The organism is Hydrotalea sp. GW822-HT8A01 (genome assembly GCF_058798575.1).
Genome location: NZ_CM179506.1, coordinates 2,335,021 through 2,348,308, shown reverse-complemented (window position 1 = coordinate 2,348,308; position 13,288 = coordinate 2,335,021). Strand labels below are relative to the sequence as shown.

Annotated in this window: 14 protein-coding genes; 6 read left to right on the top strand and 8 right to left on the bottom strand. The window is 37.9% G+C overall.

The genetic code is table 11. The features are described from left to right. Window positions 1–13: 13 nt before the first annotated feature. The 3 genes from AC3QLY_RS10350 to ccsA form a co-directional block, all read right to left on the bottom strand. Window positions 14–1,432: a Glu/Leu/Phe/Val family dehydrogenase gene (locus AC3QLY_RS10350; RefSeq protein WP_074419937.1), complete on the bottom strand. Its 1,419-nt coding sequence runs from the start codon at window positions 1,430–1,432 to the stop codon at window positions 14–16. Between the two features lie 102 nt (window positions 1,433–1,534). Next, the gene (locus AC3QLY_RS10345; protein WP_074419936.1) at window positions 1,535–1,750 is read right to left on the bottom strand and encodes a CcmD family protein; all 216 of its coding nucleotides are present in this window, start codon (window positions 1,748–1,750) and stop codon (window positions 1,535–1,537) included. Continuing rightward, a complete protein-coding gene (gene ccsA, locus AC3QLY_RS10340; RefSeq protein WP_081301279.1) occupies window positions 1,750–2,427 on the bottom strand; it encodes a cytochrome c biogenesis protein CcsA in 678 nt (225 codons plus the stop codon). Before ccsA ends, AC3QLY_RS10345 begins: the two co-directional genes overlap by 1 nt. Before the next feature lie 129 nt (window positions 2,428–2,556). On the opposite strand from ccsA, the gene AC3QLY_RS10335 reads away from it, so the two are divergent. Together AC3QLY_RS10335 and queA are read left to right on the top strand one after the other, a co-directional pair. After that, the gene (locus AC3QLY_RS10335) at window positions 2,557–4,314 is read left to right on the top strand and encodes a dipeptide ABC transporter ATP-binding protein (RefSeq protein ID WP_492989726.1); all 1,758 of its coding nucleotides are present in this window, start codon (window positions 2,557–2,559) and stop codon (window positions 4,312–4,314) included. Window positions 4,315–4,462: 148 nt separating this feature from the next. After that, on the top strand, window positions 4,463–5,512 hold the full coding sequence (gene queA, locus AC3QLY_RS10330; protein ID WP_068246625.1) for a tRNA preQ1(34) S-adenosylmethionine ribosyltransferase-isomerase QueA: 1,050 nt from the start codon (window positions 4,463–4,465) through the stop codon (window positions 5,510–5,512). 76 nt (window positions 5,513–5,588) lie between these two features. Here queA and AC3QLY_RS10325 read toward each other — a convergent pair whose 3' ends face one another. Then, window positions 5,589–6,911 (bottom strand): aspartate kinase, encoded by a 1,323-nt coding sequence (locus AC3QLY_RS10325; protein ID WP_218331161.1) that lies wholly within the window; start codon window positions 6,909–6,911, stop codon window positions 5,589–5,591. Between the two features lie 186 nt (window positions 6,912–7,097). Between AC3QLY_RS10325 and AC3QLY_RS10320 the strand changes: the two genes are divergently transcribed. Further along, window positions 7,098–7,472 (top strand): DoxX family protein, encoded by a 375-nt coding sequence (locus AC3QLY_RS10320; protein WP_074421302.1) that lies wholly within the window; start codon window positions 7,098–7,100, stop codon window positions 7,470–7,472. 1 nt (window position 7,473) lies between these two features. Here AC3QLY_RS10320 and AC3QLY_RS10315 read toward each other — a convergent pair whose 3' ends face one another. From AC3QLY_RS10315 to AC3QLY_RS10305, 3 genes are all read right to left on the bottom strand, one after another. Further along, the gene (locus tag AC3QLY_RS10315; protein WP_287100945.1) at window positions 7,474–8,388 is read right to left on the bottom strand and encodes a chitinase; all 915 of its coding nucleotides are present in this window, start codon (window positions 8,386–8,388) and stop codon (window positions 7,474–7,476) included. 83 nt (window positions 8,389–8,471) lie between these two features. Continuing rightward, window positions 8,472–9,542 carry an Ldh family oxidoreductase gene (locus AC3QLY_RS10310; protein ID WP_218331160.1) on the bottom strand — a complete coding sequence of 357 codons (1,071 nt, stop codon included), beginning with the start codon at window positions 9,540–9,542 and terminating at the stop codon, window positions 8,472–8,474. 164 nt (window positions 9,543–9,706) lie between these two features. After that, window positions 9,707–10,147, bottom strand: a complete 441-nt coding sequence (locus AC3QLY_RS10305; RefSeq protein ID WP_068246641.1) for a single-stranded DNA-binding protein — start codon at window positions 10,145–10,147, stop codon at window positions 9,707–9,709. Between the two features lie 178 nt (window positions 10,148–10,325). On the opposite strand from AC3QLY_RS10305, the gene AC3QLY_RS10300 reads away from it, so the two are divergent. From AC3QLY_RS10300 to mnmA, 3 genes are all read left to right on the top strand, one after another. Further along, entirely contained in the window at window positions 10,326–10,544 is a 219-nt protein-coding gene (locus tag AC3QLY_RS10300; RefSeq protein ID WP_218331159.1) for a hypothetical protein, read from the top strand. Between the two features lie 50 nt (window positions 10,545–10,594). Continuing rightward, window positions 10,595–10,765: a hypothetical protein gene (locus AC3QLY_RS10295; RefSeq protein ID WP_218331158.1), complete on the top strand. Its 171-nt coding sequence runs from the start codon at window positions 10,595–10,597 to the stop codon at window positions 10,763–10,765. Between the two features lie 211 nt (window positions 10,766–10,976). Next, on the top strand, window positions 10,977–12,080 hold the full coding sequence (mnmA, locus tag AC3QLY_RS10290; protein WP_218331157.1) for a tRNA 2-thiouridine(34) synthase MnmA: 1,104 nt from the start codon (window positions 10,977–10,979) through the stop codon (window positions 12,078–12,080). A 16-nt stretch (window positions 12,081–12,096) separates the two neighbouring features. On the opposite strand, the gene AC3QLY_RS10285 is transcribed toward mnmA, so the two are convergent. Further along, window positions 12,097–13,281: an RsmB/NOP family class I SAM-dependent RNA methyltransferase gene (locus tag AC3QLY_RS10285; RefSeq protein ID WP_218331156.1), complete on the bottom strand. Its 1,185-nt coding sequence runs from the start codon at window positions 13,279–13,281 to the stop codon at window positions 12,097–12,099. Between the last annotated feature and the right edge of the window lie 7 nt (window positions 13,282–13,288).

Genomic DNA, 13,288 nt, shown 5'->3' with positions numbered 1-13,288 from the left:
TACATGAAGCAGATTATGGGAAAATTCCCAATTCATTATATGAAATAGCTACTTTATTAATAGCACAAACATATGCTGCAGTACGCATATCAGGAATTTCAGAATTTTTATCCCAAATCTCAATAATTTCCTGTGTAGCAGTAATCATGGTTTCTTCCAATCCGCTATGCACTAAATCTACTTCTTCAGCCCCATGCATAATGAATTTTCTTTCAGCATCAGAAACTTTTTTCCCGGTTAGTCCTTCCATTTGCGTTAAAATATGGCTATTCATATTTTCAGTAAACCTTTTTTCCAAACGGCCATAACGCACATGTGAAAGGTTTTTAAGCCATTCAAAATAAGACACCGTTACTCCACCGGCATTTAAGTACATATCGGGCACAATTAAAGTGCCTTTTTTGTTTAAAATAGCATCGGCTTCAGGTGTTAATGGACCGTTGGCAGCTTCTCCAATAATTTTTGCTTTGATGCGGTCTGCATTATTGCCATTAATTACATTCTCCAATGCTGCAGGTATCAAAATATCACATTCTAACTCCAATGCATCAGTACTTTTTACAATATTTGTTGCACCGGGAAAATTTAAAATTGAACCGGTTGATTTTCGATGCTGAAATACCGCTTCCTCATTCAAACCGTTGGGGTTAAATATAGCACCTTCATATTCAGCAATGGCAATAACGATTGAACCATGCTCTCTGAAAAATTTTGCAGAGTGATAGCCCACATTACCCAAACCCTGCACTACTACTCGCTTTCCTTCAACACCGGGAGTAAGACCTAATTTTTTCATTCTGCCGGCCATATTGCATACTTCGCGAACACCATAAAATACCCCCAATCCGGTGGCTTCTTTTCTGCCCCGAACCCCACCCTGCGATACGGGTTTTCCGGTAACACAACCGGCAGCATCAATTTCGCCGGGTTTTAATGAAGCATAGGTATCTACAATCCAGGCCATCTCTCTTTCTCCTGTTCCATAATCAGGTGCCGGAACATCTATGCCGGGACCAATAAAATTTTTCTTTACCAATTCACTGGTATAACGGCGGGTAATTTTTTCTAACTCATAAGTGCTGTAATTTCTGGGATTAATTTTAATTCCACCTTTGGCCCCACCAAAAGGCACATTTACAATGGCGCATTTATAAGTCATTAAACTGGCCAAAGCCATTACCTCGTCCTGATCAACTGCTTCACTGAAGCGAATACCCCCTTTACAGGGTGATTTGTGCTGACTGTGTTGTACCCGATAGGCTTCAATTACTTCTATCCTGCCGTCATCCATTTTAACAGGAAAACGCATTCTATACACGCTGTTACAGGCTTTGATTTGTTCTAACAAACCTTTATCCCATTTGGTAAATTCTGCTGCTTTATCAAAACTGCGTTCTACGTTATGAAAAAAGCTGTACTGTTCATTTGACATAATCAATCGTTTTTAAATATTATGTATCGTAGTAAATCGTTTATGCTAGTGAAGATAAAATTGTGTGTATTTTTAATAATGAAGTGGTAGAAATAGGATGTTCTACTTTTTTTCAATGCGCCTGATTTGACGGTCTAATGCAATCAGATAAATGAATAAGCCCAGCACAATTACCACTACCACTGCCATTACTACATAAATTTTTCCATTACTTTTCATGATGCTACCATCATCTGGTGTATTGGTTTGTGCCACCAGTACATTATTCAATAAGAATAAGCATACTGCCATCATCCAAAATTTTATTTTTTTTATCATTATGCTATGGCTTTTTCTTTAATAAATTGTAACCGAATACGCAAGGTGGTTATCCAAACACCTAAAAGTGACCAGCCAATAACAGCGGGCCAAAACACCAAACGCATGGAAGCGTCTAAATCATTCCCATTCAATGCCGGGTTGCCGTCACTACCCAATCCACCCGGATGCAAACTTTCTACTAATCTGGGTAATATCCAGATAGAGGGATATAACATAAAAAATGCAAATATATTATAAACACCACCTACCCTGGCTTTTTTCTCATCATCATTCAACGAACCTCTTAAAACAAAATAAGCCAAATAAATGAGTAAAGCAATAGCGGCCCCATTTTGTTTGGCATCGCCACTCCAGGCAGCACCCCATTGGTATTTGGCCCAAATGGCACCTGTAACTAAGCCCAGAATGCCAAAAACTATTCCGGTACGGGCATATTCTAATGAATAGGTATCATACTTTTTAAGCGGATTACGTAAATATTTTATGGCATATATAAAGGATACCAGGAATAAAATATTCATCCCAAACCACATGGGCACATGAAAAAATAAATTACGGATGCTTTGTTGTAAAGGAACACCGGGTGGCGTAGGCACTCTTACTAAAAACCCCATAAAACAGGTGTACATTAATAACAAGAAACTCAATATCTTCCACCAGGCTGATTTTATCATAACAAAAATAGGCTGTACCAAAACTTTAGTTTCGCAAAATTAGGGCATTGTATGCCATGAAATGCATACATGTTATAAAATTTACGCAAAGATTAACCAGTGATGCAATTGTTAAACAACATTTAAACAATGTTTGAAATTATTAGAGATTCTATGCAGAAAAATGGTTTAATTAGCACTATGTCTAAACCTTTGTTAGAAATCAATCAACTATCAGTTGATTTTGTTCAAAATAAAAACATTACCACTGCTATTGAAAACATTCAGTTCACAATATCGCGGGGCGAATGGGTGGCCATTGTGGGAGAAAGCGGTAGTGGCAAATCTGTTACCGCCCTGTCAGTACTACGTTTAATTGCAAGCCCTCCTGCTTTTTACAAAAACGGAAGTATTGTTTACAATAACAAGGAAGAAACGATTGATTTGCTTACTACCGGAATGCAACAAATACGCAACATCAGAGGTCAAAAAATCGCCATGATTTTTCAAGAACCCATGTCATCGCTGAATCCCATCATGACTTGTGGCAGGCAGGTAACAGAAGCTATAAAAGCTCATTTGTCAATGGGAAAAAAAGCAGCTAAACAAAAAGCGCTGGCCTTATTTCAACAGGTCCAATTACCCGATCCGGAACGTTTATTTTATAAATACCCACATGAACTAAGTGGCGGCCAAAAACAAAGAGTGATGATTGCTATGGCCATGAGTTGCCAGCCCGACCTGTTGATCTGCGATGAACCTATCACAGCTCTGGATGCTACCGTTCAAAAAATTTTGCTCGATTTATTACAGCAACTACAAATAACCCATCAAATGGCACTCCTGTTCATTAGCCACGATTTAGGGGTAGTGAAAAAATACGCACAAAAAGTAATGGTGATGTATAAAGGAAAAATTGTTGAAAGCAATACCAGTGATATTATTTTTAGTCATCCTTCGCATCCTTATACAAAAGCCTTGTTAGCCTGCCGCCCATCCATGTACCTTCATGGGCAACATTTACCGCTGGTTCAGGATTTAATGGAAGAATTAATAGACGGGAGTATCATTGCAAAAACATACCATTCACCGGCTTTAAAATATACATCAACAATTGCACCTATCAGTAAAACCCCAATTTTGCGGGTACAACAGCTGAATATTCGTTTTCCTATTAAAAGAAATATGGCAGGCACCCCAATTGCCTTCCAAAACATATTGCACAATATTCATTTTGAAGTGTATACAGGTGAAATTTTGGGTGTGGCAGGTGAAAGTGGATGTGGCAAAAGCACATTGGCAAAAGCCATCATGCAAATTATACCTGTTGAAAATGGTTCCATTTATTTTAATGGAATGAATTTATCTGCCCTATCTTCTAAAAACAAGCACTGGCGCAAAGAAATACAAATGGTTTTTCAGGACCCTTATACCTCATTAAACAGCCGCCAAACCATTGGAGAAACCATTGCCGAACCAATGAAAGTACACGGGTTGTTTGCAACGCCATCTGAAAAGAAAGAACATGTGTTGGCTTTGCTGGAGAAAGTAAAACTCAATCCCAATTATTATAGCCGTTATCCTAAAGAACTCAGTGGCGGTCAAAGACAAAGAGTGGTGATTGCACGAGCTTTGGCAGTACATCCAAGCCTCATTATTTTCGATGAGAGTGTAGCTGCTTTAGATGTAAGTGTGCAGGCACAGATTTTAAATTTAATCAATGATTTAAAAAATGAATTCAATTTTACAGGCATATTTATTTCGCACGATATGGGTGTTGTAAAATATATCAGCGACAGAATAATGGTAATGAATAAAGGCAGAATAGAAGAAATAGGTACTACAGAACAAATTTTCCATCATCCAACAAGCGCTTATACCCAAACCCTAATCAATGCCATGCTGTAATATATTTGCATGATTTACTTTGTAAGTACAGCGAATAAGCTTAACTTTGCACCCTTCAAAAAAATTCATGCCGTAACATGAAGCGAGTCGCCCCGTAAGGCGGCGGCAAACTGAATGTGGCTATCATTTCAAAAAAAAGATTAGACACATGAAACTATCTCAATTTCGATTCGATTTACCTTTAAACCTCATTGCCCAAAATCCCACAAAAAGAAGAGAAGACAGCCGAATGATGGTGGTTGACCGTAAAACCGGCAACATGGAAAACAAACATTTTAGGGATATATTGGAATATTTCGACGACAAAGATGTATTTGTTGTCAATAACACCAAGGTTTTTCCAGCAAGAATGTATGGTAGAAAAGAAAAAACAGGTGCCAAAATTGAAGTTTTCCTTTTAAGAGAACTCAATAAACCCAACCGTTTATGGGATGTTATTGTAGACCCGGCCCGCAAAATAAGAGTAGGTAATAAATTATATTTTGGTGATAATGAAGAATTGGTGGCAGAAGTAATTGATAACACCACCAGCCGTGGCCGTACCATTCGTTTTTTGTGGGAAGGAGATGACGCCAGTTTTAAAGAAATGCTGGAAACACTCGGTGAAACACCCTTACCCAAATACATTAAACGCAAACCCGATGAAGAAGATAAAGAGCGCTACCAAACCGTTTATGCAAAATATGAAGGTGCTGTAGCAGCCCCCACTGCAGGTCTGCATTTTAGTAAAGAGTTAATTAAACGCTGCGAAATTCAAGGTATCCGTTTTGCGGAGGTTACACTGCATACCGGCTTAGGTACTTTTAGGCCCATTGAAGTAGAAGATTTAAGTAAACACAAAATGGATGCAGAATATTATCAAATTACAGAAGAAGCCTGCCGCATTGTGAATACGGCCAAACAAACCGGCCATCGCATCTGCTCAATTGGTACCACTACCATGCGTGCTATGGAAAGTAGTTTTACTGCACAAAAGCTATTAAAGCCCAGTGAAGGTTGGACCAATCATTTTATACATCCTCCCTATGAATTTAGTGTGGCAGACAGTTTGGTAACCAATTTTCATTTACCCAAAACTAGTTTGTTAATTATGACTTGTGCATTTGCGGGTTATGACTTAACCATGGAGGCTTATAAAAAAGCAATAAAAGATAAATATCGTTTCTTCAGCTATGGTGATGCTTTACTGATTATTTAAGCATCACAACAAAATCTAAAACTAAAAAAGACTGCAGCTTGAAAAAATTGCAGTCTTTATATATGTTTATATGTAATTATTCCAGGCCAAATAAACCCTTGTTCAATAATTGAAGGGTTTCTTTTTTATAGGCAGAAGGTACCAGAAGCGAAATATTGTGCGGACTACCACCATAACTTACCATCCGTACAGGGATATCATGTATGGCATCAAACAACTTCATCAGCACTTCTTTGGTTTCGGCAATCTGATTACCTACAATGGAAATAATGGTTTGTTCTGTATCGGTTTCAACAACACCAAATGGTTCTAATTCACGGATGATTTCATTTAAAAAAACAGGATTATCAATTGTAACAGAAACAGCCACTTCAGAAGTGGTAATCATATCAATAGAAGTTTTGTACTTTTCAAACACCTCAAATACTTTACGTAAAAAACCATAAGCCAGTAACATGCGGCTGCTTCGAATTTTTATGGCAAAAATACCATCTTTTGCTGCAATGGCTTTTACCCCAACACTGCCCGCTTCATGCATAATGGTAGTGCCTTTTGCAGTGGGTTCCATGGTATTCAGTAACTTAACCGGAACATTTTGCTGTTGTGCAGGCCAAATACAGGTAGGATGCAAAATTTTTGCACCAAAGTAGGCCAGCTCAGCTGCTTCATCGAAACTTAATTGCTCAATAGCAATGGTTTTATTTACAACACGGGGGTCATTATTGTGCATACCGTCAATATCTGTCCATATTTCACAAACACTGGCATTCACTGCTGCTGCAATCAGTGATGCAGTATAATCGCTTCCACCTCTTTTCAAATTATCTACCTCGCCACGAGCATTTCTACAAATATACCCCTGGGTAATAAATAATTTTTTATCGGAATTTTGTTTCAGTAAAGCCTCTATCCTGGTTTTAATTACAGGTAAATTGGGTTCTTCATTAGCATCTATCCGCATAAACTCTAATGCAGGTAATAATACATGATCAATATCTTGTTCTTCCAAATACACTGAAAACAACCGTGTACTCATCAATTCACCTTGTGCTAAAATATCTTTATTTAATGCCTCACTAAATGATATCCGTGTAATGATATTCAGAAATTCAAAATGCTCAGCTACAATTGCCTTGGCTTTTGCTAAAAATTCGGGTTGTTTTAAAAGTGAAAGAATGAATGATTGATAATGCGCTTCTAATTTTTGAATACATACACGTGCCTCATCTTTGTTACTTTCTGCCAAATGGTTACTAATTTCAACTAAGGCATTAGTAGTGCCACTGAGTGCACTCAGTACTATAATTACCGGTTCATTGTCTTTTGTAATCAGTTGGGCTACCTGATGCATTCTTTCCGGTTTTCCTACACTGGTGCCTCCGAATTTCATTACTTTCATATATGCCTATCAAATTTTAACTGTATGAAATATTTTATTTTAAATGAATTAAAGCATTAAAGTGTTTCATCACTTTTCACTAAATTGTTTGCAAAAGTAATAGCCGTAACTGATATACTACTATTCTTTTTTAAGAACAAACGTTTGTAGGTTTTATTATAATTGTACACAAAAATCCTGAAGCAGATGCAAGCCAATTTCAATACAGTTTCACTTTGGTCAATGACAGTACTATATGTGGCTGCGGGCATCAATCATTTTCTCCAGCCTAGAATATATATCAAAATAATGCCATTTTATTTTCCTGCTAAAAAATTCTTGAATATCGCGGCTGGTATTGCAGAAATTACACTGGGCATAGCATTATATTTTGATGAAACGCGTTATTGGGCTGCATGGATTATTATGGCTATGCTTACTAGTTTTTTCCCGGTACACATTCACATGCAACAACTGGCTCCTTTTAAAATGGGAAAATTTACCATCACCAAACAACTGGCGTTTATTAGAACTTTGTTGCAGTTTGTATTGATTTACTGGGCGTATACTTTTACCCGATAGGTTAATTTATACTGTTGAATGGCTTTTGTTCCATACAACTGCTATCTGTCCCCGTACTTACTTTAAAATAATTACAAAAATACTGATAGTATCCTACACGGCTATAAGTGCCATCGGGTTTGCCGGTACCGCATTCTATACCTCCGTTGATGATGTTGACAACAGCACCAAAACCCGGCAAAATATTACGTACACTATCATAACCATTGGGTTTCCAGCTGCCAGCCATAATTGCATGGCAGGAAGGTTTGGGCTTTTGCGCATGCATCCAAAACCATAATGCAGAAGCAAATGAAACCAATGAATTCTCAGCCACTATTTCAGGATGTAGTAACAAACTATCTTTATTGCCGTAAAAAAATTGACTGAATTGTCCGTAATTATAATTCCAGCTGAGTTGTAAAGGACCCCGGCCATGGTAAGACTTGTCGACTACCGGCATCCAGTCTTTTTTAGAAGTATCGGTATACTGTGGGCATCCTTTTGTACAACCCTGTTCTTCCACAAAATGTAGTCCCCATTTAAAATATCCATCTGGGGAATCGGGCCATCCCCCACCTGTTTCATAAGCCATATTGGCTAAAAATGCAGCCAGTTCTCGTTTTTGTAATACTTTATCTTTTACATCTAAAAATTCGGGGAAAAATTTTACGGCATTCAAAAAAGCATCAAATGAATAAAAATCAGATAAACCATTTTTTGAATTTGCCGACTGAATGCCATACCGATGCGGGAACAATTCATTCCACTTTTGTTGATTTAAATACGATAATACTCTTTTTTGTACGGCCAAACTATCTGTTACAATTGGGCCGGGCAACTTTGATTGACTGCGGGAAGATATCCATGACATAAATGAAAAAGTCATGATTATCGTTAGCAATATCATCCAAATTTTGTTCAGCTTTATCTTCATACAATAATATTTCAACACAGTTGTAACTGCCATACAAATTCGCTGCCATGTTTGTGTTAGAAAGAAAATTTCACTTTTTACCTCTACCAAACCAGTTCAAATTTTTCTGCAATCATTTTTAAATCGTTCACAACAGGTGCCAATAATGGTATGCCTGTTTCCATCCTTATTTTTTCCATTTCCCGTTCCGGATCGCCGGGAATTAAAACTTTATCCTGTCCATTTACGGTTTTAGCATTGCGAAAACGTTCAATCCAATGATCCATGTGCTGTTTAAATTCATTGACTGGTCTAAATGCATCAATACGCATTGCTCCTAAAAAATGCCCCAGGCCTTTTCCCGGCATATCTTCAGGCATGGGTACATAGGCAGGAAATGGGGGCACCCATGGACCATAAGCCGCACCACTTAAAACTGCTGAAAAAATATCTACTATACTTCCCAAAGCATAACCTTTGTGGCTGCCATGTTCCCTATCACTGCCCAATGGCAGCATGGCACCACCTTTTTTTAAAATGGCGGCATCCTGAGTAGGCATTCCTGTTTCATTTTGCACCCATCCTAACGGTGCAGCTTCATTTTTCCGTTGCAAAATTTCCAATTTCCCATTCGATGCGGTTGTAGTGGCAAAATCAGCCACAAAGGGTGGCTGTTGCCCGGCCGGTATGGCCACTGCTATTGGGTTAGTACCTATCATTTTTTCAACAGAAAATGTAGGTGCTACCAACGCACTGGCGTTGGTCATGGCAATACCAATCATATCTTGCTGTAAAGCCATCATGGCATGATAACCGGCAATACCGAAGTGGTTACTATTTTGTACACTTACCCAACCGGTGCCACATTGTTGGGCCTTTTGTATGGCAATATTCATGGCAAAAGGAGCAACTATCAGGCCCAATCCGGCATCACCATCTACCACTGCCGTTGAAGGAGTTTCATGTATTATTTTAATATGGGGTTTTGTATTGATACGGCCTGCTTCCCATAAACGCACATAACCACTTAGGCGGGCAACACCATGACTGTCAATACCCCTTACATCGGCTGAAAGCAAAACAGTAGTAGCAGTTTGTGCATCTGTTTCAGAGCAGCCCATTTGTAAGAATGTGTTTTTGGTAAATTTAAAAAGTGTAGAATAGGAGTACAACATAGCGATAAATAAGGATGAAAAAGTTGCAATTTATTAAAACCATTCAGTAATAATTGTTAGCAATACGGTAATATGTTTTAAAATAGTATGCATACCGCATTTAAAAGCGATATGAAAAAGCCGGGCATTGAGGTACCCGGCTGAAACAAAAATTATATTGTATTTTAGAATGGCAAATCATCACCGGTATCCGGAGCATCAGAGGCTTGCTCTACAGATGTATGAGTTGACTGATAAGCACCACCCGATGCATTCCCGGAAGGATTATTTCCACCCGTACCACCTTCCTGCCTGCTGCCCAATAACTGAACACTGGCAATACGCAGCGATAAAGAAGCACCCTGTCTGCCATCTTGTGTTGCATAAGTTCTAACATCGGGCTGGCCTTCCACATACACCTGGGTGCCTTTTTTTAAATAAGGGGCAATAGCTGTCCTGTCGGTCCAATAAGCACACTCTACCCAGGTTGTTCGTTCTTTCTGGGCGCCTTGTGCATCTTTATAACGCTCGGTATGTGCCACTGAAAAATTAATGACATTACGGCCATTTACATTGTTTACTACGGCATCTTTACCAAGATTTCCAATCACCTGAAGTTTAATCATATCTCTAAATTTTGGGCATTGAATAAAATAAAAGCGTAAAATGGAAAATTAGTAAAAAAAACAAAGCCAAAAACAGTTCTTTTAAAAATTTGTGTAGGGAATTTTCAAAAAAAGATAAACAAAAAACACATATGGTGATTTCGAATAAATTAGTAGCTTTTGGTTATAAAACATCCCAATGCAGCAACAACAATTTATTATAGAAGAACTAAATGAAAACGGGCCCATTATTTTGGCAGAAATTCATACAAATGAGCATACATTCTTATATAATAAAAACAAACAACATCCTTCATTGTACAAAAAAGCCAGATTGTTGATTGATACAGGAGCCAGTATTTCGGGATTAGATAAAAATTTAATCAATTACTGCAACTACCCGAATACACAGCATTAGCGCAGGTAGAAGGAGCCGGTGGCTTAGTGCAATTAAAGAAATACCGATGTGTGCTTTATCTGCCTATTTTTTTACAAAAGGGGCTTCCCTTAGATATTGTAGAAGGCAATTTTCAACAAACGCCGTACCAGGGTATTTTAGGCAGAGATGTGCTTCAATTTTGCCATTTTGAATACAGTGGCCCTTCGGGTAAATACATTTTAAAAGCTATCAACTTTTAATAAAACAGGCTATTCCCGGATTTAAACAAAAAAAGGGTATTACATGTCTGTTGAAATAAAAAACAAATAAAATTATACAGGGCATAGGCTTTTGTAGTATTTACAACATAAAAACAGCTAAAAATTCCTTTCATCGCAAATTACAATCCCTCCTAACGGCAATAAATAATCTGTAAAATGTATCTTTGCACGTTAAAAATCAAAAAAAATAATGAGCAGAAACGGAAAAGTATTGGTGGCAATGAGTGGTGGAGTGGATAGTACTGTAACCGCATTAATGCTACATGAACAAGGTTATGAAGTAGTAGGCATTACCATGAAAACCTGGGATTATGCCAGTAGCGGCAGCAGCAGTAAAGAAACCGGTTGCTGTAATTTAGACTCATTTAATGATGCACGACAGGCTGCCGTTCAACATGGATTTCCTCATTTTATATTGGATATACGTGATGAATTTGGAGATTTTGTAATTGAAAACTTTGTTGAAGAATATATTGCCGGCCGTACCCCTAACCCTTGTGTTATGTGTAATACACATATAAAATGGAGAGCCCTGCTAAAGCGTGCCGATGCATTGAATTGCGATTTTATTGCTACAGGGCATTATGCTTCTATATATCAACATACCAATAACCGTTATGTAATTTGTAAAGGAAAAGACGAAACCAAAGATCAAAGCTATGTTTTATGGGGGCTGCAACAGGATTTACTTAGCAGAACTATTTTGCCATTAGGTGGATATCAGAAAACCGAGATCAGACAAATGGCGCATGATTTTGGATATCCTGAACTGGCCAAAAAAAGCGAGAGCTATGAAATTTGTTTTGTGCCGGATAATGACTACCGCGGTTTTTTAAAAAATAAAGTAGCCGGCCTGGAAGAGCGGGTAAATGGCGGATGGTTTGTAGATAAAACCGGAAAAAAATTAGGACAACACAAGGGCTACCCTTTTTATACCATTGGCCAAAGAAAAGGATTGGATATTGCTTTGGGTAAACCTGCTTTTGTAACAGCCATTCACCCCGAAACGAACACTGTGGTATTGGGCGATGAAAAAGATCTGGAACAAAACAACATGGTAGTTACCCGTTTAAATTATATTAAATATGCAGGCATAACTAATGGCATGGAAGCAACCACTAAAATCAGGTACAAAGATAAAGGCGCTTTCAGCAGATTACAAATGCATGAAAATGGAATAGAAGTACAATTTTTGGAACACGTGAAGGGTATTGCACCAGGACAAAGTGCTGTGTTTTATGAAGGCAATGATGTAATTGGTGGTGGTACCATTATGCGTAGCAATTTGGTATAACACCATTTTTTATGAGCTAAGTCTGTTTGGGCTTTTGAAATAATGCAGCAAACATCGTATCGGCTTTTTGGTGATACCCCATTAAAAGTTCTTCCTTTATCAATACCAAACCATAAGCATTAATAATGTATGCCACCATTTCCTGATTTTCCTGTTTAAAAACAGAACAGGTAATATATATGAAGTAACCATCCGGTTTTATTTGAGGAATTGCCTGTTGCACAATTGCCCTTTGCAACCAACTATAAGTGTTTATCTGTGCAGCAGAAAAAAAGAACAATTGTTCAGGTGTGCGGCTCCAAGTGCCGCTTCCTGTGCAAGGCACATCGGCAATAACCACATCAAAATAGCGTTGCAATAATGATTTGGGTAGTGGCTGTGATAAATCTGCCACTATGGCTGTGTAATTGCTTATGTTAGCCGTCTGAAATCGTTTTGATAGATTGTGCAAAATACTTTCCCTAACATCACTCACAGTTAATTGTATGTTACCCCATATATCTTTAGCCAGAATAGATTTGCCTCCACTGGCTGCGCAGCAATCCCATACCAATGGTATTGTATTATTCCACTGAATCAACTGCAAAAATTCAGCGATGCGTTGCGAACTAAAATCCTGTATAACCAGTGCTGCATCTATATTAAAAAGGTGATCTATTTTAGTGCCTGCTTTTACAGCAATGGTTTGATGGCTTAATTGTTGAAACGGAATACCGGCCTCATTGAATCGATTCACTATATTTTCTTTCTCACCCGGACGAATACGAATAAATACATCAGGCTGAGTAAAAAAAGATTGAGTAAAAGCTACTATATCCAATTGTTCACTCACCTCATTTTTAAAAGGAAAAATATCCTCATATTTTAAACCAGAAAATCTTTGCTGCAATACATACCACCTTTGTTGCCATTCAGCAGGCCAATCCTTTAACCATAACGGTTCAAAAACTATCTCCCATACACCGGGTTCTTCCAATAATAAGTATAAAGCAGCTTTCAATCTTATATCTACAGCTACTTCAGATAAAGCCTTACCCAACCTAAAGTAAGCATAACAGGCATTGGTAATTATTTTCCTGTCTTTACTACCATGTTTTTTATGTTGGGCAAAATATTGTTTGATAAAATGTGCCAAAGGCATTTCACCTTTGTATTGCTGAATAATGAATAAAGCAGTATTGAAATAAGATTGGTAGCGCATAATTTTT

Coding starts and splice junctions, on each gene's coding strand:
- AC3QLY_RS10350 (WP_074419937.1), bottom strand. CDS start 1,432: ATGTCAAATGAACAGTACAGCTTTTTTCATAACGTAGAACGCAGTTTT.
- AC3QLY_RS10345 (WP_074419936.1), bottom strand. CDS start 1,750: ATGATAAAAAAAATAAAATTTTGGATGATGGCAGTATGCTTATTCTTA.
- ccsA (WP_081301279.1), bottom strand. CDS start 2,427: ATGATAAAATCAGCCTGGTGGAAGATATTGAGTTTCTTGTTATTAATG.
- AC3QLY_RS10335 (WP_492989726.1), top strand. CDS start 2,557: ATGTTTGAAATTATTAGAGATTCTATGCAGAAAAATGGTTTAATTAGC.
- queA (WP_068246625.1), top strand. CDS start 4,463: ATGAAACTATCTCAATTTCGATTCGATTTACCTTTAAACCTCATTGCC.
- AC3QLY_RS10325 (WP_218331161.1), bottom strand. CDS start 6,911: ATGAAAGTAATGAAATTCGGAGGCACCAGTGTAGGAAAACCGGAAAGA.
- AC3QLY_RS10320 (WP_074421302.1), top strand. CDS start 7,098: ATGCAAGCCAATTTCAATACAGTTTCACTTTGGTCAATGACAGTACTA.
- AC3QLY_RS10315 (WP_287100945.1), bottom strand. CDS start 8,388: ATGAAGATAAAGCTGAACAAAATTTGGATGATATTGCTAACGATAATC.
- AC3QLY_RS10310 (WP_218331160.1), bottom strand. CDS start 9,542: ATGTTGTACTCCTATTCTACACTTTTTAAATTTACCAAAAACACATTC.
- AC3QLY_RS10305 (WP_068246641.1), bottom strand. CDS start 10,147: ATGATTAAACTTCAGGTGATTGGAAATCTTGGTAAAGATGCCGTAGTA.
- AC3QLY_RS10300 (WP_218331159.1), top strand. CDS start 10,326: ATGCAGCAACAACAATTTATTATAGAAGAACTAAATGAAAACGGGCCC.
- mnmA (WP_218331157.1), top strand. CDS start 10,977: ATGAGCAGAAACGGAAAAGTATTGGTGGCAATGAGTGGTGGAGTGGAT.
- AC3QLY_RS10285 (WP_218331156.1), bottom strand. CDS start 13,281: ATGCGCTACCAATCTTATTTCAATACTGCTTTATTCATTATTCAGCAA.